Origin of the sequence: Pseudomonas arsenicoxydans (assembly GCF_900103875.1) — a bacterium.
Classification (GTDB): domain Bacteria; phylum Pseudomonadota; class Gammaproteobacteria; order Pseudomonadales; family Pseudomonadaceae; genus Aquipseudomonas; species Aquipseudomonas arsenicoxydans.
Map to the genome: position 1 here is coordinate 6,287,120 of NZ_LT629705.1, position 22,457 is coordinate 6,309,576.

Consider the following 22,457-nt stretch of genomic DNA (forward strand, 5'->3'; position numbering starts at 1 on the left):
GATAGCATGTTGATTCGCTCTCCCTGGCGCGCCGATTTCCCGGCCATCGCCGCTCTGCAACGGCAAGACCAGACGTATCTGGACAACGCCGCCACCACGCAAAAACCTCAAGCCCTGCTGGATGCCCTGGCGCATTACTACGCCAATGGCGCGGCCAACGTGCATCGGGCGCAACATTTGCCCGGCGCCCACGCCACCCAGGCGTTCGAGGCCAGCCGCAGCAAGGTCGCCCACTGGCTGAATGCCGGCGACTGCGGGCAAATCATCTTCACCCACGGCGCGACTTCCGCGCTGAACCTCCTGGCTTATGGCCTCGAGCACTTATTCAATCCAGGCGATGAAATTGTCATCAGCGCCCTGGAGCATCACGCCAACCTGCTGCCGTGGCAGCAACTGGCGCACCGTCGCGATTTGAAACTGGTGATTCTGCCTCTGGACGGCGACGGTTTGATTGACCTCGATGCCGCCACGCAATTGATCAATCCACGTACCCGCTTGCTCGCAGTCAGTCAGCTGTCCAACGTGCTCGGCGCCTGGCAGCCGTTGCCGGCGCTGCTGGCGATGGCCAAGGCACATGACGCCTTGACCGTGATCGACGGTGCTCAAGGCGTGGTTCATGGCCGCCATGACGTGCAGGCGCTGGGTTGCGACTTCTATGTGTTTTCCAGCCACAAGCTGTATGGCCCTGACGGTTTAGGCGTGTTGTTCGGGCGCAATGATGCGCTTAAACAACTGCGTCACTGGCAGTTTGGCGGCGAAATGGTGATGGATGCGGATTACCAGAGCGCACGCTTTCGCCCTGCCCCGCTGGGTTTCGAGGCCGGGACGCCGCCGATTGCCAGTGTGATTGGCCTGGGGGCGACGCTGGATTATCTGGCGGGGCTCGATCAGGACGCGGTGTGCGCCCATGAAGCGGCGCTGCATGACTATTTATTGAAAGGTCTTGAAGCCCGCAAAGGCATTCGACTGCTCGGCAAGCCGCAGCTGGCATTGGCCAGTTTTGTCGTCGAGGGTGTGCATAACTCTGATCTGGCGCATTTGCTCACGGAACAGGGGATCGCCGTTCGCGCCGGTCATCACTGCGCCATGCCGCTACTGAAAAGCTTTGAGCTGGCCGGGGCGATCCGGGTGTCGTTGGCGCTGTACAACGATTCCGAAGACCTGGAACGGTTTTTCGAGGCGCTGGATCAGGCCCTGGAGTTGCTGCGATGAGCTTGCCCGCCGAGGCCGTTACGGCGCTGGAGACTTTTCAGAATGCCTCCAGCTGGGAGCAACGCGCGCGATTGCTGATGCAATGGGGCGAGCGCCTGCCGGCGTTGAGCGCGGTGGATAAAGTCGACGCCAATCGTGTGCATGGCTGTGAAAGCCAGGTGTGGCTGGTGGGCTCGTTGGAGGACGGTCACTGGCAGTTCGCGGCGAGCAGCGATGCGCGGCTGATTCGCGGGTTGGTGGCGTTGCTGCTGGCGAGGGTCAACGGTTTGTCGGCGGCTGAGCTGCGGCAGGTGGATTTGCCGGAGTGGTTCAATCAGCTTGGGCTTTCGCGGCAACTCTCGCCTTCGCGCAGCAATGGCCTCAATGCCGTGCTTCAGCGGATGAATGAGTTGGCTGGTTAATCGCCATCGCGGGCCAAGCCCGCTCCCACAGGGTCGGAGGTGTACTCAAGAGGCGTGTACGACCCGAATCCTGTGGGAGCGGGCTTGCCCGCGAAGAGGCCGTCAGCAGCTACATTAAACCTGAGGTTTGATCCGATCCGAAGGGCGCCGCACACCCGCCACAATCTTATCCACAGCCTTGGTCGCCGCGACCATGCCAAACGTCGCCGTCACCATCATCACCGCACCAAACCCGCCTGCACAGTCGAGCTTCACGCCGTCTCCGACAAAACTCTTCTGCAAACAGATGCTGCCGTCAGGTTTCGGGTAGCGCAGTTGTTCGGTGGAAAACACGCACGGCACGCTGTAATGGCGCGTCACGGTGCGGGAGAAGTTGTAGTCGCGGCGCAACGTCGAGCGCACTTTCGAGGCCAGCGGATCGTTGAACGTGCGGTTCAAGTCGCAGACCTGGATCAGCGTCGGGTCGATCTGACCGCCCGCGCCACCGGTAGTGATGATCTGAATCTTGCGGCGCTTGCACCAGGCAATCAGCGCGGCCTTGGCATTCACACTGTCGATGCAGTCGATCACGCAATCGATGTTCGGCGTGATGTACTCGGCCATGGTCTCGCGGGTGACGAAATCGGCCACCGCGTGCACCGTGCAATCTGGGTTGATCCCACGCAAACGCTCGGCCATCACCTCGACCTTGGGCTTGCCGACGGTGCTGTCCAGCGCGTGCAGCTGACGGTTGGCGTTGCTGACGCAAACGTCGTCCAGGTCAAACAGTGAAATCTCGCCAACGCCGCACCGCGCAACCGCTTCTGCCGCCCAGGAACCGACGCCACCGACGCCGACAATCGCCACATGGGCGGCGCGCAGGCGCTCAAGGCCTTCGATGCCATACAAGCGGGCGATGCCGGCAAACCGCGGATCTTCTGTACTCATGACCATTACCCCAAAAACCGGCGCGCATTATAGGGCTACGCAGCCACAAGTTCTAAGCTACAAGCGACAAGTGTAAGAACTTATGTGAAAGCCGGTTGCCCAACGTCAGGCTTTTCCCTGCCTGCTGTACGGTAAGTGAAAGCACGGTGTAGGATGCGCGCCCCTTGGCCAACAGCCGACCGTTCCTTCGTTCCACTGCCTTTGGAACCTGAAATAGCTATGTCATCGCGTAAATTTGGACTCAACCTGGTCGTGGTGCTCGCCATCGCAGCCTTGTTTACCGGCTTCTGGGCGCTGATCAACCGCCCGGTCACCGCCCCCAACTGGCCCGAACAGATCTCCGGTTTTTCGTACTCGCCGTTCCAACAAGGCCAGTACCCACAGAAAGACCAATACCCGACCGACGATGAAATGCGTCGTGACCTGGAGATCATGAGCAAGCTGACGGATAACATCCGTACTTACTCGGTTGACGGCACCCTGCAAGACATTCCCAAACTGGCCGAAGAGTTCGGCTTGCGGGTAACGCTGGGGATCTGGATCAGCCCGGACCAGGAACGCAACGAACGCGAGATCACCCGCGCTATCGAAATTGCCAACTCCTCCCGCAGCGTGGTTCGCGTGGTGGTCGGTAACGAGGCGATCTTCCGTAAGGAAATCACCGCCAAGGACCTTAGCGTGATCCTCGATCGCGTCCGCGCAGCCGTGAAGGTGCCGGTGACTACGTCCGAGCAGTGGCACGTCTGGGAAGAACACCCGGAACTGGCCAAGCACGTCGACCTGATCGCCGCCCACGTACTGCCCTACTGGGAATTTGTCCCGGTGGACAAGGCCGGCCAATTCGTTCTCGACCGCGCTCGCGACCTGAAAAAAATGTTCCCGAAAAAACCGCTGCTGCTCTCGGAGGTTGGCTGGCCGAGCAACGGCCGCATGCGTGGCGGCACCGATGCGAGCCCGGCGGATCAGGCGATCTACCTGCGCACATTGGTCAACAAACTCAATCGCCAGGGCTTCAACTACTTCGTGATCGAAGCGTTTGACCAGCCGTGGAAAGCCAGCGACGAAGGTTCTGTGGGCGCTTATTGGGGCGTGTTCAACGCGGCCCGCCAGCAGAAATTCAACTTCGAAGGCCCGGTGGTCGCGATCCCGCAATGGCGCGTGCTGGCCATCGGTTCGGCGGTGTTGGCCTTGCTGTCCCTGACGTTGCTGATGATTGACGGCTCGGCACTGCGTCAACGCGGTCGCACCTTTCTTACCTTTATCGCGTTCCTTTGCGGTTCGGTATTGGTGTGGATCGGTTACGACTACAGCCAGCAATACAGCACCTGGTTCAGCCTGACGGTGGGTTTCCTGCTCGCCCTCGGCGCACTTGGGGTCTTTATCGTTCTGCTGACCGAGGCGCATGAGCTGGCCGAAGCGGTCTGGACCCACAAGCGTCGGCGCGAATTCCTGCCGGTGGTGGGCGATTCGGACTACCGACCGAAAGTCTCGATTCATGTGCCGTGCTACAACGAGCCGCCGGAGATGGTCAAACAGACCCTCAACGCCCTGGCCAATCTCGACTATCCGGATTTCGAAGTCCTGATCATCGACAACAACACCAAGGACCCGGCGGTCTGGGAACCGGTGCGCGATTACTGCGAAACCCTCGGCCCGCGCTTCAAGTTCTTCCACGTTGCACCGCTGGCCGGTTTCAAGGGTGGCGCGCTCAATTACCTGATTCCGCACACCGCCAAGGATGCCGAAGTCATCGCGGTGATCGACTCGGACTACTGCGTCGACCCGAACTGGCTCAAGCACATGGTGCCGCACTTCGCCGACCCGAAAATCGCCGTGGTGCAGTCGCCACAGGATTATCGCGACCAGAACGAAAGCACCTTCAAAAAGCTCTGCTACGCGGAATACAAAGGCTTCTTCCACATCGGCATGGTCACCCGCAACGACCGTGACGCGATCATCCAGCACGGCACCATGACCATGACCCGGCGCTCGGTGCTCGAAGAACTCGGCTGGGCCGACTGGTGCATCTGTGAAGATGCCGAGTTGGGTCTGCGCGTGTTCGAGAAAGGCCTGTCGGCGGCGTATTACCACACCAGCTACGGCAAAGGCCTGATGCCCGATACCTTTATCGACTTCAAGAAACAGCGTTTCCGCTGGGCCTATGGTGCGATTCAGATCATCAAGCGTCACACCGCCAGCTTGCTGCGCGGCAAGGGTACCGAACTGACCCGTGGCCAGCGTTACCACTTCCTCGCGGGCTGGTTGCCGTGGGTCGCGGACGGCATGAACATCTTCTTCACTGTCGGCGCGTTGTTGTGGTCGGCGGCGATGATCATCGTGCCGCAGCGGGTCGATCCGCCGTTGCTGATTTTCGCGATCCCGCCATTGGCGCTGTTCGTGTTCAAGGTCGGCAAGATCATCTTCCTCTACCGTCGCGCGGTCGGGGTCAACCTCAAGGATGCGTTCTGCGCGGCACTGGCCGGGCTGGCGTTGTCGCACACCATCGCCAAAGCGGTGCTGTACGGCTTCTTCACCAGCAGCATTCCGTTCTTCCGCACACCGAAAAACGCCGATAACCACGGCTTCTGGGTGGCGATTTCGGAAGCGCGTGAAGAGGTGTTCATCATGCTGCTGTTGTGGGGCGCGGCACTGGGGATCTTCCTGGTGAACGGGTTGCCGAGCAACGACATGCGTTTCTGGGTGACCATGTTGCTGGTGCAATCGCTGCCGTACCTGGCGGCGCTGATCATGGCGTTCCTGTCTTCGCTGCCCAAACCGGCGGTCGAAGCAGAGACGGCGCCAGCGGTCTAAATCTTTGCAGATGCACTAAACGGCGGCCAATGGCCGCCGTTTTGCTTTAAGATAACCGCCATTTTGCAGCCCTTGCGCCCAATGGCCTGCCCCAATACCGGTGGGAGCGAGCCTGATCGCGATGCAGGCGATGAGGTTTGTCATACGGACCGTGTCATCGTTCATCGCGAGCAGGCTCGCTCCCACATTAAAAGCTTCCGGAGTTTTCCATGACGGCCCACGCCGACCTTTCGCCGACCCTTCAACTCGCCATCGACCTGATCCGCCGTCCGTCCGTGACCCCGGTCGACGCCGATTGCCAGAAGCAGATGATGCAGCGCCTGGGCGATGCCGGTTTCAATCTGGAACCGATGCGCATCGAAGATGTGGATAACTTCTGGGCGACCCACGGCAAACACGACGGCCCGGTATTGTGCTTCGCCGGCCACACCGACGTGGTGCCGACCGGCCCGGTGACCGCCTGGCAGATCGACCCGTTCGACGCTCTGATCGATGAACACGGCATGCTCTGCGGCCGTGGCGCCGCGGACATGAAAGGCAGCCTGGCCTCGATGACCGTGGCAGCCGAGCGCTTTGTCGCCGACTACCCGGATCACAAAGGCAAGGTCGCATTCCTGATCACCAGCGACGAAGAAGGCCCGGCGCACCACGGCACCAAGGCTGTGGTCGAGCGCCTCGCGGCGCGCAAGGAGCGTCTGGACTGGTGCATCGTCGGCGAACCGTCGAGCACCACGCTGGTGGGCGATGTGGTCAAGAACGGTCGTCGTGGCTCCCTCGGCGCCAAGCTGACCGTACGCGGCGTGCAAGGTCACGTGGCGTACCCTCACCTCGCCAAGAACCCGATCCACCTCGCGGCTCCGGCGCTGGCCGAACTGGCTGTCGAGCACTGGGATCACGGTAACGATTTCTTCCCGCCGACCAGCTTCCAGATCTCCAACGTCAATTCCGGCACCGGCGCGACCAACGTCATCCCGGGCGACCTGGTGGCGGTGTTCAACTTCCGCTTCTCCACCGAATCCACCGTTGAAGGCCTGCAAAAGCGCGTTGCCGACATCCTCGACAAACATGGCCTGGACTGGCACATCGACTGGGCGCTGTCCGGCCTTCCGTTCCTGACCGAGCCGGGCGCGCTGCTCGATGCCGTGGCCTCGAGCATCAAGGATGTCACCGGTCGCGAAACCAAGGCTTCCACCAGCGGTGGCACTTCCGACGGGCGCTTCATTGCGACCATGGGCACACAAGTGGTTGAACTGGGCCCGGTCAACGCGACGATTCACCAGGTCAACGAACGTGTACTGGCCGCCGACCTCGACGTGCTGACCGAAATCTACTACCAGACCCTGATCAAGTTGCTCGCCTGATGCTGGCCTGCCCGATCTGCAACGAACCGCTGAACGCGGTGGACAACGGCGTGGCCTGCCCCGCCGGGCACCGTTTCGACCGTGCGCGCCAGGGTTACCTGAACCTGTTGCCGGTGCAGCACAAAAACAGCCGCGACCCTGGGGATAACCTGGCGATGGTCGAAGCGCGCCGCGACTTCCTGAACGCCGGCCATTACGCGCCGGTGGCCAAGCGTCTGGCGGAACTGGCGGCGCAGTACGCGCCGCAGCGCTGGCTCGACATCGGTTGTGGCGAGGGTTACTACACCGCACAAATCGCCGAGGCTTTGCCGAACGCTGACGGTTACGCGCTGGATATTTCCCGGGAAGCGGTCAAACGCGCCTGCAAGCGCAATCCGCAACTGACCTGGTTGATTGCCAGTATGGCGCGGGTGCCGTTGGCGTCCGGCAGTTGCCAGTTTCTGGCCAGTGTCTTCAGCCCGTTGGACTGGGAAGAAGCCAAGCGCTTGCTCAGCCCGGGTGGCGGCTTGATGAAAGTCGGGCCCACCAGCGGTCATCTGATGGAGTTGCGCGAGCGGCTTTACGACGAAGTCCGCGAGTACACCGACGACAAGCACCTGGCCTTGGTTCCCGAAGGCATGACGCTGCAACACAGCGAAACCCTGGAGTTCAAACTGACGCTGGAAAAGGGTCAGGACCGGGCGAACCTGTTGGCCATGACGCCTCACGGCTGGCGCGCCAGTGCCGAACGCCGGGCGGCGGTGATCGAACAGGCCGAGCCGTTCGAGGTCACTGTTTCGATGCGCTACGATTATTTCGTACTTCAATAATTTTTGGTGTCGAGCAAACGCTCGAGGCCGGCTAAATCCGCGAATGGATTTTTCAAGACCGCAGTGAGGACATCCATGCGCCAACCCGATATCGAGATTTACCTGAAAGACGCCGACGTCGACTACAAGGCCATTGCGGCCTGGCTCGGCGAGGCCTTGGGCCCGTGCACCGACTGGGTCCAGAAAGGTCAGACTTACAAGTGCAAGGCCGGCAACGTGCCCGTCACTTGGCTGCCAAAGGCAGTAGGTAAATGGAACAGCCTGTACCTGGAAAGCGATCAAACGCCGTGGGACGACGACATCGCCTGCGCCCGCGCAGCCTTTGCTGCACTGAACGTTGAAGTGCGCTGCGCGCCGGGGACGTGGATCGAGGAAGAAGGTGAAGAAACGGCGGACCGCTGGATGCGCATCAGCGCCGATGGTGAAGAAGAAATCACCTGGAAAACCACCTGACACTGATCATTCCCACGCTCTGCGTGGGAATGCTTCAACGGACGCTCTGCGTCCGTATATGGACTCCTCCTCGTTGCAAGCCTCCTTTACTTTGGCGCCCGTGCCGACTGCACACGTATATTCGGCCTCTGACTTTGGCATCGATTCGATGCAGGGCCATGATGGGCTATTCGCGCGTCGGCTCCCAATCGCTTCTACGTGCTTTGCGCACCTGGACACTTGAGGGTTTTGCCGACGCCGGTTCGACCGGTTTGCCATTGCTCGGGTTGCTTCGCAATCGTGGTGTAGGGTGCTTCTCCCGGGATGAATAGGTCAGGCTACTGCTCGATCCGGTTGGTAATCAGTGCCGTTGCGCAGCATCGCCCAAGCCATGCGTGCAGTTTTGTTAGCCAGTGCGATAGCGGCCACGTTGGGATGTGAGCGCTCGGCTAAACGGACAGCCCACTGGCTAAGTCGATCGTCTTTGAATTTGGCTGTGCGCAGTGCCGAGCGCGCACCGTGGATCATCAGAGTTCGCAGATAAGCATCCCCGCGTTTGCTAATGCCAAGCAGTCGATCCTTGCCGCCAGAGCTGTGTTGCTTTGGCGTCAGCCCTAGCGAGGCGGCCAGTTGTCGGCCATTGTCAAACTGGCTGGCATCACCGATGGCAGCAACAAGTGCGGTGGAAATCATCGGGCCGACGCCACGCAGCTGTTGCAAACGGGCGGCCGCTGGGTCACTTGCCGCGATCGCTGATATCTCGCCATCGAGTTCTCTCACGCGGTCATCAAGTGCTCGCAGGTCGTCCCACAAACCGTTCAGCAGACGACGAAAGCGTGCCGTCAAACCATTATCGGCATCTTCTAGCCAGCACGGTATTGCACGACGCAGCATCAGTAACTCCTTCGGCGCTACGAGGCCGTACTCGGCGACCAGCCCACGAATCTGATTGGCTTTGGCCGTCCGTTGTTCGATTAAGCCGGCCCGGATGCGATGCGTCGCTTGGATATCCTGTTGCTCGATGGTCTTGACGGCGACGAAGCGCATGCTGGGACGGCTCATCGCCTCACAGATTGCCTCAGCATCGTTGGCATCGTTTTTGTTGCTCTTGACGTACGGCTTGACGAACTGCGGCGCGATCAGCCTCACTCGAAATCCGCGTGCCTGTAGCTGCCGCGCCCAATGGTGCGCACCGCCACAACTTTCCATGCCGATCTCGCAGCCGGGTTCGATCTTTTCCAGCACCGTTTGTAGCCAGCGATCGCGAGATAAACGCTGCCGCCAGATGGGCTGCTCATGACGATCCACTCCGTGAATCTGAAACACGTTCTTGGCCAGGTCGACCCCAATGCGCATAAGCTTCATGTGTGGACTCCTTCTCACTGTTGACTGTGGTTCGCACCTTCAGTCTGGCACTCAAGATGCCGAGGTGAGGAGGAGTCCATCCCATTGCTTCTGGGACGCGGAGCGTCCCGGGCTGCATTCCCACGCAGAGCGTGGGAACGATCCTTAATAGGTTACAGCCCCACCACATCCTCAGCCTGCAAGCCCTTCTCGCCGGTCACCACGCCATATTCAACCTGCTGACCTTCAGCCAGCGAACGATGCCCTTCGCCGCGGATCGCGCGGTAATGCACGAACACGTCCACCCCGTCCTCGCGTTGAATAAACCCATAACCCTTGGCGTCGTTGAACCACTTCACATTGCCGGTTTCGCGCGTTGCCATTTCAGTACCCCCTTGTTTTTATTTTGAACGGCCGAGTATATGACAGCCGCCAAAACTCTCAACTCAAGTTTACTTAGCCGCTTTTTTGCCGATTTTAAGCGAATACGGCACACTATCGGCCGCCCGAGCAATTGCTCGGTTTTACTCACTCAAGCAGAAGCCGTATGACCCGCTCCCCGTTCCGCCGTCTTGTGTTTGGCACCTTGCGCCGACTGCTGTACCTCTGGGTTCGCTCGGAGACGATCAATCAGTCGTCGTTCACCCTCAACCTCGACCGCAGCCGTCCGGTGTTCTACGTCCTGCAAAACCCTTCGCTGACCGACCTGGCCGTGGTCGACACCGAATGCACCAAGGCGGGCCTGCCTCGCCCGGTACTGCCGGTCTCGGTGGGCAACCTGGTGGAACCCGGCGCGTTCTTTTACCTGACACCGGAGCCCGACTGGCTCGGCCGCCAGGACAAACGCGGCGCCCCTCCGACCTTGACCCGACTGGTCAGCGCCCTGAGCCAGAACGCGGCCGAAGACGCACAGATCATTCCGGTCAGCGTGTTCTGGGGCCAGTCGCCGGACAGCGAATCGAGCCCGTGGAAACTGCTGTTCGCCGATAGCTGGGCCGTGACCGGTCGCCTGCGTCGGTTGCTCAGCATCATCGTCCTGGGACGCAAGACTCGCGTGCAGTTCTCCGCACCGATTCACCTGCGTGAGCTGATCGATCACAACAAGGGCCACGAGCGCACCGTGCGCATGGCCCAGCGGATCCTGCGGGTGCACTTCCGCAACCTCAAAGCCGCGGTGATCGGCCCGGACATTTCCCACCGTCGCAACCTGGTCAAAGGCCTGCTCAATCAACCGTTGGTCAAGCAGGCGATCCTCGAAGAAGCCGAGCGCGAAAACATCTCCCTGGACAAAGCCAAGGCCCAGGCTTTGCGCTATGGCAACGAGATTGCCTCGGACTACACCTACACCGCGATCCGCTTCCTGGAAGTGGTGCTGAGCTGGTTCTGGAACAAGATCTACGACGGCATCAAGGTCAATCACATCGAAGGGGTGCAGAACGTCGCCCAGGGTCACGAAGTGATCTACGTGCCGTGTCACCGCAGCCACATCGACTACTTGCTGCTCTCGTACCTGCTGTTCCGCAACGGCCTGACCCCGCCGCACGTCGCCGCCGGGATCAACCTCAACATGCCGGTGATCGGCAGCCTGTTGCGCCGTGGCGGTGCGTTCTTCATGCGCCGCACATTCAAGGGCAACCCGCTGTACACCTCGGTGTTCAACGAATACCTGCACACGTTGTTCACCAAAGGTTTCCCGGTCGAATATTTCGTCGAGGGCGGCCGTTCGCGCACCGGGCGCATGCTGCAACCGAAAACCGGGATGCTGGCGATCACCCTGCGCAGCTTCCTGCGTTCGTCGCGCATGCCGATCGTGTTCATTCCGGTGTACATCGGCTACGAACGAGTACTCGAAGGCCGGACTTACCTCGGCGAACTGCGTGGGGCGACCAAGAAGAAAGAATCGATCTTCGATATTTTCAAAGTTATCGGCGCCCTCAAGCAGCGGTTCGGCCAAGTGGCGGTGAACTTCGGCGAGCCGATCAAACTGGCGGAATTCCTCGACAGCGAACAGCCAGACTGGCGCCAACAGGAACTGGGTCCGCAGTTCAAACCGGCGTGGCTCACCGAAACCACCAATCGCCTCGGCGAGAAAGTCGCGCAGCACCTGAACGAAGCGGCGGCGATCAACCCGGTCAACCTTGTGGCGCTGGCCTTGCTGTCCACCAGCCGCCTGGCGCTGGATGATCGCGCCATGGCGCGGGTGCTCGATCTGTATCTGGCGCTGTTGCGCAAAGTCCCTTATTCGCCGCACACCACGTTGCCGGAAGGTGATGGTCGCGCGCTGATCGAGCATGTGAAGGACATGGACCTGCTGTCGGAACAGAGTGATGCCTTGGGCAAAATCCTGTATCTGGGCGAGCAGAACGCCGTCCTGATGACCTACTACCGCAACAACGTGCTGCACATCTTCGCCCTGCCGTCGCTACTGGCGAGTTTCTTCCAGAGCGCGTCGCGCATGAGCCGCGAGCAAATCCTGCGCTACACCCGCGCGCTCTATCCATACCTGCAATCGGAACTGTTCATTCGCTGGTCGCTGGACGAACTGGATGGCGTGATCGATCAATGGCTGCAAGCGTTCGTCGAACAAGGCCTGCTGCGTTTCGAGAACGACGTCTACCTGCGTCCGGCGCCAAGCTCGCGACATTTCGTGTTGTTGACCTTGCTGTCGAAAAGCATCGCCCAGACCTTGCAGCGTTTCTACATGACGGTTTCGCTGTTGCTCAACAGCGGCCAGAACAGCATCAGCGCCGAAGAACTGGAAGACCTGTGCACCGTCATGGCCCAGCGCCTGTCGATCCTGCATGGCTTGAACGCCCCGGAGTTCTTCGACAAAAGCCTGTTCAGACACTTCATCCAAACGATGCTGGACCTTGATGTGCTCAAGCGTGACGAAGCGGGCAAGTTGAGCTATCACGAACTGCTGGGTGAACTGGCTGAAGGGGTGGCCAAACGGGTACTTCCAGCGGAGATTCGATTGTCGATCCGTCAAGTGGCGCTGCACCGCAGCGAAGATGCGGCGGATCAGGCTTAGTTAATCCGCCTGCAACTTCCAGACAACAACTAAAAGAACAGTGGTGTTCTTTTAGTTGTTAAGGCATGAACTAATACAAACCCACTTAAAACAATCACGATAAGGACATCGCGATGAATACTGCCAAAAGCACGGATCGATATGTCACGCTGACATTTAGTTTACCCGACGACTATTTACCTCCTGAAGGGGGTGAAGGCGAAACGCGGATTAGCGTCTATACCGCGAACACTACGCCGCCGATCAACGTGACAACATCAAACATCCCCGTCTTGCACAGCGGACGCTGGAACTTTTATTTTGCACATAATTATTCCGATATCAGCGTTAAATACCTAATCACTGTCAACATGACTCATAACGGTATCCCACTGTTGATTGACCTGGATTACTTCGTGATCGTCCATGCTGCGCCGCACCGACAAATCGTGCATCTGAGCCCAGTCGGGCGCCTTTACATTCAGGCGCAAACGCCGCAGGTAGTTAAGCCTGAACAAGCGGTGACCATTGTGGCGCATGAGCACGACGACACGAATGCGCAACTGACCCGAATACATATCAGCGAACAGATGGCTGAGTCGTTTTACCTGGAATACGATCCGGACACCGTTATCCCCGGAAAACGCTATACCCTGACCGGCATTGAAAACCACTATCGCAATACGATCGAGGTCTACCCTCGTGACGTTGTATTAAAACCTCCATGCCGTACAGCTTGACGGCAGCGCCCCGTGACCACTGATAATTCGCGTCGATGCCGTCCGTTAATTTCCTCTTTTGTACAAGGAAGCTGCCATGCTCCGCCCTACCCTTCGCTTTGCCAGCCTCTGTGCAGGCTTGATGATCTCCGCCAGCGCGCTGGCGCTGTCGCTCACTGACCTGTCGCAAAAAGACGCCACCGGCGGTCTCAAGGATGCCTTGACTCAAGGTGCGCAACTGGCCGTCAAACAACTCGGTACACCGGGCGGGTTCAGCAACAACCCGGACGTGAAAATCGAACTGCCGGGCAAACTGGGCAAAGTCGCCAGTAAAATGAAGCAGTTCGGTATGGGCGATCAGGTCACTGAGCTGGAAACCAGCATGAACAAAGCCGCTGAAACCGCTGTGACCCAGGCGCAGCCGATCCTTGTGGATGCGGTCAAGAAGATGAGTGTCGACGATGCCAAAGGCATTCTCAGCGGCGGTAACGACTCGGCAACTCAGTACCTGAGCAAAACCAGCCGCGAACAGATCCGCCTCAAGTTCCTGCCGATCGTGAAGCAAGCCACCGATCAGGTTGGCCTGGCCAAGCAATACAACACGTTTGCCGGTCAGGCAGCGACCATGGGCGTGCTGGATACCAAGAACGCCAACATCGAGAGCTACGTCACCGAGCAGGCATTGAACGGCTTGTTCGAGATGATCGGCAAACAGGAACAAACCATCCGCCAGAACCCGGCTGCTGCAGCGACGAGTTTGGCGAAGAAGGTGTTTGGTACGCTTTAACCTTCAACCCTGATCCTGTGGGAACGAGCCTGCTCCCGCAGAAATCAGGTCGTCGATGCAGCACGTAGAAAGAAAACCCACTCGCGTCCCATCTTCCTTTTCTCGAACACGTTCAACTCAACCAGCCCGTTTAACGTGGCTGACGCTGTGCCGTACGAGCAGTCCAGATTTTCCTTCACGTTGAAGGCCGTAAACTCCTTCGCCATCCCGCTTTTGGCTACGTGGTAAATAGCGCGCTGCTTTTCGGTCAATCGATCGAAAAATCCGGATTCTGTCAGCCAGCGATCAAAAAGCTCCGTATACGCCAGACTTTTCCGATAGGCCTCAGTAAAACCACTGACAGCGCGCAAAATCACTGAACACTGAAAGTCGATGAAATACGTCAGGTCCAAATCATCAGCCTCGGTATTGAGATAAGACCGGCCATACTTCACCGGCGCATTGCGTAGCAAAATGCTGATCGCGATGTAGCGAAACGCCGAAAAATCATTCTTGAACATGAACCAGTAGAACAGCGCCCGCGCGACTCGGCCGTTGCCATCACGAAAAGGATGCTCATAACCCAGAGCGAAATGCAGTGCGATGCCTTTGATCAAAGGATGGACGTAGCCCTCGCGTTCGGGATCGTCGTGCGACCGGTTGAGCCAGTTCGCCAGCACTTGTAATCGCGCCCCCAGCCCAGCCGCAGGTGGCGGCGTATGAACTGTGTTGCCTTCTCCGTCCTGCACGACCACATCGTCATTGGTTCTGAACGCCCCCGGAGAGTACTGCGCATCGTCGATACCTTCGACACCGACCCTGTGCATTGCCGTCATCAACTCAGCACTTAACGGCTCGTAGCGCTTTTCCCAAGCGAAGTTCATCATTTTGTAGTTGCCTACGACCATTCGCTCATCTGGAGTGCGCGGTTGGCGTTTGCGCTTAAGCATGTCCTTGGCCACCCGAGTGGTGGTTGCCGCACCTTCAAGCTGACTGCTACTGATGGCTTCGTCTTCGATCAGGTCATTGAGCAGATAACTGAAATGCGCATGCTCGACAATCTGGCTGGTCATGTACTCCAGCGAAGCCGTTGTGGCTTGTCGATCGACGGCCGAAATGGTTTTTTGCGCCAAGGGCGTCAGCACAAAGTTGCCCCACTGTGCTGGCTCGCCAAGTGGAAGAAGGCTTGAATACTGTGCGGTCCGGGCCTTCTTCACCAGCGCCCAGCACAGCCCCGGATCCATTCCTGGCGCCCAGCGGTAGCGTAACTCGTCGAATGGAAGATACCGTCCCTGATCATCCAGCGGTTTGAGCAAGGCGAGGTAGTCACAGAGGCGCTCTCTATGGGGTGTTTGTGCCAACAGGTCGAATACCCGGTCCGACCTCCCTGTCAGCACGGGTGGTTTTTTCATCATTGATGTCTCAAGCACTCATAAAACCGAGTCTTGAGTACAGCACTCAGACCTCGCTGACTCAATATCAGAGAGGTCCGAGATTATCGTAGGAAATCAGACCGGCTCTTTCTTGACCCTGAACCAGGCCGCATACAACGCCGGCAAAAACAGCAACGTCAGCGCTGTCGCCACGATCAACCCGCCCATGATCGCCACCGCCATCGGACCGAAGAATACGCTGCGCGATAACGGGATCATCGCCAGCACCGCCGCGAGTGCCGTCAGCACAATCGGCCGGAAGCGCCGCACCGTGGCTTCGATGATCGCCTGCCACGGCTTGAGCCCGGCCGCGATGTCCTGCTCGATCTGGTCCACCAGAATCACCGAGTTGCGCATGATCATGCCGGACAACGCGATGGTCCCAAGCATCGCCACGAAACCGAACGGCTGACGAAACACCATCAGGAACAGCGTCACGCCGATCAGGCCCAGCGGTGCTGTCAGAAACACCATCACCGTGCGTGAGAAACTGCGCAGTTGCAGCATCAGCAAAGTCAGCACCACCACGATGAACAACGGCACGCCGGCCTTCACCGAGTTCTGACCGCGGGCCGAGTCTTCCACCGTGCCGCCGACTTCCAGCAAGTAGCCGTCGGGTAATTCAGCACGCACCGGATCGAGGGTCGGCAGGATTTGTTGCACCAGGGTCGCCGGTTGTTCCTTGCCATAGATGTCGGCGCGAACGGTCACGTTCGGCAGGCGATTTCGGTGCCAGATAATGCCTTCTTCGAAACCGTATTCAAGGGTCGCAATCTGCGACAGCGCCACGCTGCGGCCGTTGTCGGTCGGCACCGCCAGGCTTGGCAGCAATGACAGTTCGGTGCGTTCATGCACGGTGCCGCGCAACAGAATCTCGATCAATTCGTTGTCTTCGCGAAACTGGCTGACGCTGGAACCGGTGAGGGAGCTTTGCAGGAACTTCGACAGGTTCGCCGTGCTCACGCCCAGCGCCCGGGCGCGGTCCTGATCAACGTTCAGATAAACGACTTTGCTCGGCTCTTCCCAGTCCAGATGGACGTTGGCCACGTGCGGATTCTCACGGACCTTGGCCGCCACTTTACGAGCCAATGCCCGGACTTCCTCGATGTGTTCACCGGTCACCCGGAACTGCACCGGATAGCCAACCGGCGGGCCGTTTTCAAGACGCGTGACCCGCGTGCGCAGGGCCGGGAATTGTTCGTTGAGGGTTTCGATCAGCCAGGTGCGCAGGGTTTCGCGCTCCTCGATGGTCTTGGCCAGGACGACAAACTGGGCGAAGCTCGCCGCCGGCAATTGCTGATCCAGCGGCAGGTAAAAGCGCGGCGATCCGGTGCCGACGTAGGCCACGTAGTTATCGATGCCGGCGTGATCCTTCAACAAGCCTTCAAGGCGTTTAACCTCGTCGGCGGTGTTGCTCAGTGACGCGCCTTCCGCAAGTTTCAGGTCGACCATCAATTCCAGTCGGCCCGAGGCCGGGAAAAACTGTTGTGGCACAAAACGGAACAGCACCACCGATGCGACAAACATCACCACGGTCAGGACGATCACTGTTTTGCGCCGACGCACGCACCACTCCACCAGGCGTCTGACACGCTGATAAAACGGTGTGCCGTAGGGATCAGGTTGATCGGTGCCATGTTTGGCGGCATGAATCTTAGCCAGATCCGGCAGGAGTTTTTCCCCCAGGTATGGCACAAAAACCACTGCGGCAATCCATGACGCCAACAGTGCAATGGTCACCACCTGAAAGATCGATCGGGTGTATTCGCCGGTGCCCGATTGCGCGGTAGCGATCGGCAAGAATCCGGCGGCGGTGATCAGTGTGCCGGTGAGCATCGGGAACGCGGTGCTGGTCCAGGCATAACTGGCCGCCTTGATGCGGTCGAAGCCCTGCTCCATTTTGATCGCCATCATTTCCACGGCGATGATCGCGTCGTCCACCAGCAAGCCCAACGCCAGCACCAACGCGCCGAGGGAAATCTTGTGCAGGCCGATACCCAGGTAATACATGCAGGCGAAAGTCATCGCCAACACCAGCGGAATCGCCAGCGCCACCACCATGCCGGTGCGCACACCGAGTGAGAAAAAACTCACCAGCAACACAATCGCCAGGGCTTCCACCAGCACCTGAACGAACTCGCCGACCCCGGTTTTCACCGCGGCGGGCTGATCGGAAACCTTGCGTAGCTGCATGCCGGCCGGGAGGTTTTTCTGGATGCGGTCGAACTCGATTTCCAGCGCCTTGCCCAGCACCAGAATATCGCCGCCGTCCTTCATCGCCACGGCCAGACCAATGGCGTTTTCCGCCATGAAACGCATGCGCGGTGCCGGTGGATCGTTGAACCCGCGACGCACATCGGCGACATCGGAAATGCGGAAGGTGCGATCTCCTACGCGGATCGGGAAGTTCTTGATCTCGTCGACTGTCTGAAAATTCCCTGAAACCCGTAGCTGCAATCGCTCGCTGGTGGTTTCAAAGAAACCGGCCGTGGACACCGCATTCTGCTCTTCGAGCGCTTGCTGCACCGCAGCCAATGGTAATCCGAGGGTCGCGAGCTTGACGTTGGATAGCTCGATCCAGATCTTCTCGTCCTGCAATCCGAGCAGGTCGACCTTGCCGACATCCTTGACCCGTTGCAGCTGGATCTGGATGCGGTCGGCGTAATCCTTGAGCACCGCGTAATCAAAACCGTCGCCAGTCAGCGCGTAGATATTGCCGAAGGTGGTGCCGAACTCATCGTTGAAAAACGGCCCTTGAATACCGGGCGGCAAGGTCTGGCGAATGTCGCTGATCTTCTTGCGAACCTGATACCAGAGATCCGGTATTTGCGCCGAATGCATGGAATCGCGAGCAACGAAAGTGACCTGGGATTCACCCGGACGGGAGAACGAGACGATGCGTTCGTACTCACCGGTTTCCATCAGTTTCTTTTCAATGCGTTCGGTGACCTGGCGCGAAACTTCCTGCGCGGTGGCGCCCGGCCAGTTGGTCCGAATGACCATGGCTTTGAAGGTGAACGGCGGATCTTCGCTTTGGCCGAGCTTGGTGTAGGAAAGTGCGCCAACGACCGCCAGCAGGATCATCAGGAACAGTACGATCTGGCGATTACGCAGCGCCCATTCGGAAAGATTGAAACCCATCGGGGATTACTCCTTGTCCGCCAGATTGACCACGCGGTTGGAGCGATCCACCGGGCGCACCTGCTGCCCGTCATGAAGCACATGGACACCGGCGGCCACCACCCAATCACTGGCGTTCAGGCCTTCGAGGACCGGCACGGTTTTCTCACCGAATGCGCCGACCCGGACCGGGGCTTTTTTCAAGGTATTGTTGGCGCCGAGCACCCAAACGTATGTCGCACCGTTTTCAGCGGTGACAGCAGACAGCGGGACCGACAGCGATACCGCCTCGGCGGTCTGGATAAACACCCGGGCACTCTGGCCCAGTTCGGCGGGGACCTTACCGGCTGTGAACGCGATGCGCGCAGCGAAGGTGCGCGATTTCGGATCGGCAGCTGGCGACAGTTCACGGATGCGTCCGGCGAAACGCTGATCAGGCTGGGTCCAGAGCTCAACCGATACCGGCTGACCGACCTTGAAGCGACCAAAGCTCTGCTCCGGCAGGCTGATCGACACTTCACGCTCCCCATCGGTAGCAAGGGTAAATACGGTTTGCCCGGCGGCCACCACTTGCCCGACTTCCACCGCGCGCTTGGCCACCACGCCATCCTGAGGCGCACGCAGCACCGCGTAACTGGCCTGATTGGTCGACACGTTGAATTCGGCTTTGATTTGCTTGAGGCGTGCTTCACCGGATCGGTAAAGGTTTTCGGCATTGTCGTACTGCGAGCGACTGACCATCTGGCGGTCCATCAGCGTTTTGTAGCGATCACGCTCGGCACGCACCATGTTCAGATTGGCCTCGGCGGCGGCGACCTGGGCACGGGTGGCTTCCAGTTGCAGGCGTACGTCCTGCGGATCGAGTTCTGCCAAAGGCTGATCGGCCTTGACTCGCTGGCCCTCTTCGACCAGTCGTCGGCTGACTTTGCCGCCAATGCGAAACGCCAGGTCCGGCTCGTAACGAGCCCGCACTTCACCCGGATAGCTTTCCATTGCTTGGGCCGAAGGCTCTGGCTGCACCACCATGGCCGGGCGAATGGTGACTTGAGGCGCCTCTTCATGGCCACACGCAGACAATAAAAACGCCAAAGCGACTGGCAACGCGAGGGGCAAGGCATAGCGGAACATGGTGAAGGACCTTTCGCTAATGGTGCTTGGAATAATTATACTTGCCAGTATGTTATTAATAGCAAACTCACCAGTCCAGTATTAAAGCGAAGAATGTCGAACAATCTTTCAGCACCCAACGGTCCGGGCCGCCCCAAGGATCTGGCCAAACGCCAGGCCATCCTCGATGCGGCGAAAATTCTGTTCCTGAGCAAGGGCTACGCCAATACCAGCATGGACGCCGTGGCGGCTGAGGCCGGCGTGTCCAAACTGACGGTCTACAGCCATTTCAACGACAAGGAGACGTTGTTCTCCGCCGCCGTGATGGCCAAATGCGAAGAGCAGTTGCCGACGCTGTTTTTCGAATTGCCGGATGGCATCGCCGTGGAAACGGTGCTGTTGAATATCGCGCGCGGTTTTCATCAGCTGATCAACAGCGATGAATCGGTGAACCTGCATCGGCTGATGATGGCCCTGGGCAGTCAGGACCCGAAACTCTCGCTGATCTTTTTCGAAGCCGGGCCGCAGCGCATGCTGCATGGCATGGAGCGGTTACTGACCAAGGTTGATCAGAGCGGCGCGTTGCGTATCGATAAAGCGCGCAATGCGGCCGAGCACTTTTTCTGCCTGCTCAAGGGCGCGGCGAATTTTCGGTTGTTGTATGGCTGCGGCGAGCCGTTGACCGGGGATGCGGCCGAGGAACATGTGCAGGAAGTGGTGGGGTTGTTTATGCGGGCTTATCGACCCTAGCGATGATCGTCCCCACGCAGTGCGCGGGAACGATCAGTGTTGAATCAGGGTTTGAGTGCTTTCTTCGGGTAAATGTCATACCGGCTTGATTTGCCATCCAGCGCATGGCTCGGTTTCGGCCCCTCAATGCACGGTGCCTTGCGCGGACGCTTGACCACCACCCGATGGCTGGCCAGTGCCAATGCGGCTTCCAGCAGTGCCGGCGCATCCGGGTCATCGCCCACCAACGGCCGGAACAGGCGCATTTCCTTCTTCACCAACGCCGTTTTCTCACGGTGCGGAAACATCGGGTCGAGGTAGATCACCTGGGGCGGCTCCCCTTCCCAATTGCGCATCACCTCGATCGAGTTGCCCTTGAGCAACTTCATCCGCGCCACGATCGGTGCCACGTCGAAATCTTCCGCGCCACGAGCCAGACCGTCTTCCAGCAACGCACCAATCAGCGGCTGGCGCTCGATCAGGCTCATCTCGCAGCCCAGGCTCGCCAGCACAAACGCATCCTTGCCAAGCCCCGCCGTGGCATCCAGCACCCGCGGACGCACGCCCTGCGCGATGCCAACCGCCTTGGCGATCATCTGTCCGGTGCCTCCACCGAACAACCGCCGATGCGCGGCGCCACCTTCAACGAAGTCCACCCGCACCGGCCCCGGCGCGTCCGGCCCGAGCTGTTGCAGCTGCAATCCCTGTTCGCCCACCTGCAAGGCAAACTCGCCGTCATCCACTTGCAAAGGCAGGCCCAGGCGTTCGGCCCATTGCTCGGCTTGTGGCTGAAATGCCGGGGCCGAGGCCTCGACATGGATGCGGCAGACCGCAGGTTGCTCAATCATGGGAAAACACGCTCAAAAAATTAATGATCGGCAAAAACGGCCGATAACAAAACTAACGAGCATTTTGCCAGAGCTGAGCGTCGACCGAGAAAAATGTCAGGCATTCAATCCACATCCGTAGGCTACATTTCGCGTCATGGCGATTATGGTCTGCGAAACTCTCAAGCACTGAGCGGCGTCAGTCACCTGTGGCAGGATTTTTTTGCCCAGGCCCTGGCCGATCAGTCGAGTGATGTGGTGCCGGCATGTGGCACCTTTCCACCGGTTGACCTCGAGAGCCCGGTCGAGCCGACCGTCGGCAGCGAGCTGCTGGCGCACATCGTCAGCCAGCGCGAATGCGATGTGAAAGAAACCGAGGTCAAGCCACCCGAGCCGCTGTTCCTGCCGATTGCCGAGTTCGAGATGGACCTGGCTGACAAGCCTTTCCCACCGTTCCCGCCGGAAGAAATCGCCGCCCAGCAAAAACAGCAAGACTTCGAAAGCGGCTGGGTTCGTCAGATCGTGCTCACCGCCGGCCAGCAAGCCCCGGAAGCCGGCCCGGCGCCACAACCGCGTCCGCTGCACTTGCCGATCGCCGAATTCGAGATGGACCTGCTGGACAAGCCATTCCCGCCGTTCTCGCCCGAAGAATTGGCCGATCAACAAAAAAACTTCGATTTCGATATCGGCTGGGCTCGCCCGATCGTGCTGCAGAACCTGCGCATCGCCGCCTGACTGTCACTGACAGGCTCTTAGCGACACACCCACCACGGCCCGACATCGACATGAAAGTGATTGCGATGGGCGGCGTTGTAGTCCGGGCTCAACACCACACTGAACATATCGCAGGCGCCATCGCGGACCTGGCGTAAAAAGTGTGCATCCTGATTATCCTTCGGCCAATCCTTGAGCACATTGATGGAACGGCCATCGGCCAGGCGAAAACCGGCAATGTCCAGTGCATCGGCGCTGGCATGTTGGCTGCGCCGACCGTTCTCACGCCCGTAGACATTGCGACAGGCGAAACTGCCCAGATGGTCGACACGGCTGACAGCCTGTCCGTAGACCGCTTGTGCGGCGGGTTGCAGCGCATGGTGTTCGAACAGGGCAAACGCTACTGCCAGTGGGCAACTGGCGAGGAAGCTGCTGCTCAGCGCCACATTGCCACCCTGTACGCGCAAGGTGTTGAGCAATGGACACGCGGCATCGGGACTGTCGGCTTGAGGCGTGACGCGCAATCCCGAGGTGCTCAAGGCCTGGTCACACAATTGTGGGTCATCGCGCAGGCGCATCAGTTTGTAGCGCGTCAGCAGGTTCGGGGCGGCTCTTACATCCAGCGGGGCCCAAGGGTTCCACTGGGGCGATACGGATATCCAGCCGCGCCAGACGCTCGCGGCGGCCGCACCGATGATCAACAGCACCAGCAACAGCCACCACCGAAACCGCATC

General features: G+C 59.4%; 19 protein-coding genes. 11 read left to right on the forward strand and 8 right to left on the reverse strand.

Translation table 11 applies throughout. The features are described 5' to 3' along the window. Positions 1–6: 6 nt before the first annotated feature. Complete coding sequence (locus BLQ41_RS29440; protein WP_090187857.1) at positions 7–1,212, forward strand: aminotransferase class V-fold PLP-dependent enzyme; 1,206 nt, start codon at positions 7–9, stop codon at positions 1,210–1,212. Then, complete coding sequence (locus tag BLQ41_RS29445; protein WP_090187859.1) at positions 1,209–1,613, forward strand: SufE family protein; 405 nt, start codon at positions 1,209–1,211, stop codon at positions 1,611–1,613. The genes BLQ41_RS29440 and BLQ41_RS29445 overlap by 4 nt, the downstream gene beginning before the upstream one ends. Before the next feature lie 114 nt (positions 1,614–1,727). Here BLQ41_RS29445 and tcdA read toward each other — a convergent pair whose 3' ends face one another. After that, entirely contained in the window at positions 1,728–2,546 is an 819-nt protein-coding gene (gene tcdA, locus BLQ41_RS29450) for a tRNA cyclic N6-threonylcarbamoyladenosine(37) synthase TcdA (RefSeq protein WP_090187862.1), read from the reverse strand. A gap of 213 nt (positions 2,547–2,759) precedes the next feature. Here tcdA and BLQ41_RS29455 point away from each other — a divergent pair, with 213 nt between their 5' ends. From BLQ41_RS29455 to BLQ41_RS29470, 4 genes are all read left to right on the forward strand, one after another. Further along, a complete protein-coding gene (locus tag BLQ41_RS29455) occupies positions 2,760–5,351 on the forward strand; it encodes a glycosyltransferase (protein ID WP_090187865.1) in 2,592 nt (863 codons plus the stop codon). Between the two features lie 209 nt (positions 5,352–5,560). Further along, on the forward strand, positions 5,561–6,712 hold the full coding sequence (gene dapE, locus BLQ41_RS29460) for a succinyl-diaminopimelate desuccinylase (RefSeq protein ID WP_090187867.1): 1,152 nt from the start codon (positions 5,561–5,563) through the stop codon (positions 6,710–6,712). Continuing rightward, positions 6,712–7,521 (forward strand): putative RNA methyltransferase, encoded by an 810-nt coding sequence (locus tag BLQ41_RS29465; RefSeq protein WP_090187870.1) that lies wholly within the window; start codon positions 6,712–6,714, stop codon positions 7,519–7,521. Before dapE ends, BLQ41_RS29465 begins: the two co-directional genes overlap by 1 nt. A 75-nt stretch (positions 7,522–7,596) precedes the next feature. Next, the gene (locus BLQ41_RS29470) at positions 7,597–7,974 is read left to right on the forward strand and encodes a hypothetical protein (RefSeq protein WP_090187872.1); all 378 of its coding nucleotides are present in this window, start codon (positions 7,597–7,599) and stop codon (positions 7,972–7,974) included. Between the two features lie 312 nt (positions 7,975–8,286). Here BLQ41_RS29470 and BLQ41_RS29475 read toward each other — a convergent pair whose 3' ends face one another. Next, the gene (locus BLQ41_RS29475; RefSeq protein WP_090187875.1) at positions 8,287–9,318 is read right to left on the reverse strand and encodes an IS110 family RNA-guided transposase; all 1,032 of its coding nucleotides are present in this window, start codon (positions 9,316–9,318) and stop codon (positions 8,287–8,289) included. 152 nt (positions 9,319–9,470) lie between these two features. After that, the gene (locus tag BLQ41_RS29480; RefSeq protein WP_008146705.1) at positions 9,471–9,680 is read right to left on the reverse strand and encodes a cold-shock protein; all 210 of its coding nucleotides are present in this window, start codon (positions 9,678–9,680) and stop codon (positions 9,471–9,473) included. 164 nt (positions 9,681–9,844) lie between these two features. On the opposite strand from BLQ41_RS29480, the gene plsB reads away from it, so the two are divergent. The 3 genes from plsB to BLQ41_RS29495 all read left to right on the forward strand — a co-directional run bounded on the left by plsB (position 9,845) and on the right by BLQ41_RS29495 (position 13,813). Continuing rightward, positions 9,845–12,328, forward strand: a complete 2,484-nt coding sequence (gene plsB / locus BLQ41_RS29485) for a glycerol-3-phosphate 1-O-acyltransferase PlsB (RefSeq protein ID WP_090187879.1) — start codon at positions 9,845–9,847, stop codon at positions 12,326–12,328. A 113-nt stretch (positions 12,329–12,441) separates the two neighbouring features. Further along, positions 12,442–13,047 (forward strand): hypothetical protein, encoded by a 606-nt coding sequence (locus BLQ41_RS29490; protein ID WP_090187882.1) that lies wholly within the window; start codon positions 12,442–12,444, stop codon positions 13,045–13,047. A 76-nt stretch (positions 13,048–13,123) separates the two neighbouring features. Then, positions 13,124–13,813: a DUF4197 domain-containing protein gene (locus tag BLQ41_RS29495; RefSeq protein WP_090187885.1), complete on the forward strand. Its 690-nt coding sequence runs from the start codon at positions 13,124–13,126 to the stop codon at positions 13,811–13,813. A gap of 44 nt (positions 13,814–13,857) precedes the next feature. Here BLQ41_RS29495 and BLQ41_RS29500 read toward each other — a convergent pair whose 3' ends face one another. The 3 genes from BLQ41_RS29500 to BLQ41_RS29510 form a co-directional block, all read right to left on the reverse strand. Further along, complete coding sequence (locus BLQ41_RS29500; RefSeq protein ID WP_090188908.1) at positions 13,858–15,204, reverse strand: Fic family protein; 1,347 nt, start codon at positions 15,202–15,204, stop codon at positions 13,858–13,860. 96 nt (positions 15,205–15,300) lie between these two features. Beyond that, entirely contained in the window at positions 15,301–18,366 is a 3,066-nt protein-coding gene (locus BLQ41_RS29505) for an efflux RND transporter permease subunit (protein WP_090187887.1), read from the reverse strand. 6 nt (positions 18,367–18,372) lie between these two features. Further along, positions 18,373–19,473 carry an efflux RND transporter periplasmic adaptor subunit gene (locus BLQ41_RS29510; protein ID WP_090187890.1) on the reverse strand — a complete coding sequence of 367 codons (1,101 nt, stop codon included), beginning with the start codon at positions 19,471–19,473 and terminating at the stop codon, positions 18,373–18,375. Positions 19,474–19,566: 93 nt separating this feature from the next. Between BLQ41_RS29510 and BLQ41_RS29515 the strand changes: the two genes are divergently transcribed. Continuing rightward, positions 19,567–20,202, forward strand: a complete 636-nt coding sequence (locus tag BLQ41_RS29515) for a TetR/AcrR family transcriptional regulator (RefSeq protein ID WP_090187892.1) — start codon at positions 19,567–19,569, stop codon at positions 20,200–20,202. Between the two features lie 44 nt (positions 20,203–20,246). On the opposite strand, the gene BLQ41_RS29520 is transcribed toward BLQ41_RS29515, so the two are convergent. Then, the gene (locus BLQ41_RS29520) at positions 20,247–21,029 is read right to left on the reverse strand and encodes a class I SAM-dependent methyltransferase (RefSeq protein ID WP_090187895.1); all 783 of its coding nucleotides are present in this window, start codon (positions 21,027–21,029) and stop codon (positions 20,247–20,249) included. A 93-nt stretch (positions 21,030–21,122) separates the two neighbouring features. Between BLQ41_RS29520 and BLQ41_RS29525 the strand changes: the two genes are divergently transcribed. After that, positions 21,123–21,743: an energy transducer TonB gene (locus tag BLQ41_RS29525; RefSeq protein ID WP_090187897.1), complete on the forward strand. Its 621-nt coding sequence runs from the start codon at positions 21,123–21,125 to the stop codon at positions 21,741–21,743. 17 nt (positions 21,744–21,760) lie between these two features. Here the strand turns inward: BLQ41_RS29525 and BLQ41_RS29530 are convergent, their stop codons facing one another. Beyond that, on the reverse strand, positions 21,761–22,456 hold the full coding sequence (locus BLQ41_RS29530; protein WP_090187900.1) for an extensin-like domain-containing protein: 696 nt from the start codon (positions 22,454–22,456) through the stop codon (positions 21,761–21,763). Position 22,457: the final 1 nt, after the last annotated feature.

Coding starts and splice junctions, on each gene's coding strand:
- BLQ41_RS29455 (WP_090187865.1), top strand. CDS start 2,760: ATGTCATCGCGTAAATTTGGACTCAACCTGGTCGTGGTGCTCGCCATC.
- BLQ41_RS29475 (WP_090187875.1), bottom strand. CDS start 9,318: ATGAAGCTTATGCGCATTGGGGTCGACCTGGCCAAGAACGTGTTTCAG.
- BLQ41_RS29490 (WP_090187882.1), top strand. CDS start 12,442: ATGAATACTGCCAAAAGCACGGATCGATATGTCACGCTGACATTTAGT.
- BLQ41_RS29470 (WP_090187872.1), top strand. CDS start 7,597: ATGCGCCAACCCGATATCGAGATTTACCTGAAAGACGCCGACGTCGAC.
- plsB (WP_090187879.1), top strand. CDS start 9,845: ATGACCCGCTCCCCGTTCCGCCGTCTTGTGTTTGGCACCTTGCGCCGA.
- BLQ41_RS29440 (WP_090187857.1), top strand. CDS start 7: ATGTTGATTCGCTCTCCCTGGCGCGCCGATTTCCCGGCCATCGCCGCT.
- tcdA (WP_090187862.1), bottom strand. CDS start 2,546: ATGGTCATGAGTACAGAAGATCCGCGGTTTGCCGGCATCGCCCGCTTG.
- BLQ41_RS29465 (WP_090187870.1), top strand. CDS start 6,712: ATGCTGGCCTGCCCGATCTGCAACGAACCGCTGAACGCGGTGGACAAC.
- BLQ41_RS29500 (WP_090188908.1), bottom strand. CDS start 15,204: ATGAAAAAACCACCCGTGCTGACAGGGAGGTCGGACCGGGTATTCGAC.
- BLQ41_RS29480 (WP_008146705.1), bottom strand. CDS start 9,680: ATGGCAACGCGCGAAACCGGCAATGTGAAGTGGTTCAACGACGCCAAG.
- dapE (WP_090187867.1), top strand. CDS start 5,561: ATGACGGCCCACGCCGACCTTTCGCCGACCCTTCAACTCGCCATCGAC.
- BLQ41_RS29495 (WP_090187885.1), top strand. CDS start 13,124: ATGCTCCGCCCTACCCTTCGCTTTGCCAGCCTCTGTGCAGGCTTGATG.
- BLQ41_RS29530 (WP_090187900.1), bottom strand. CDS start 22,456: ATGCGGTTTCGGTGGTGGCTGTTGCTGGTGCTGTTGATCATCGGTGCG.
- BLQ41_RS29520 (WP_090187895.1), bottom strand. CDS start 21,029: ATGATTGAGCAACCTGCGGTCTGCCGCATCCATGTCGAGGCCTCGGCC.
- BLQ41_RS29505 (WP_090187887.1), bottom strand. CDS start 18,366: ATGGGTTTCAATCTTTCCGAATGGGCGCTGCGTAATCGCCAGATCGTA.
- BLQ41_RS29525 (WP_090187897.1), top strand. CDS start 21,123: ATGTCAGGCATTCAATCCACATCCGTAGGCTACATTTCGCGTCATGGC.
- BLQ41_RS29510 (WP_090187890.1), bottom strand. CDS start 19,473: ATGTTCCGCTATGCCTTGCCCCTCGCGTTGCCAGTCGCTTTGGCGTTT.
- BLQ41_RS29515 (WP_090187892.1), top strand. CDS start 19,567: ATGTCGAACAATCTTTCAGCACCCAACGGTCCGGGCCGCCCCAAGGAT.
- BLQ41_RS29445 (WP_090187859.1), top strand. CDS start 1,209: ATGAGCTTGCCCGCCGAGGCCGTTACGGCGCTGGAGACTTTTCAGAAT.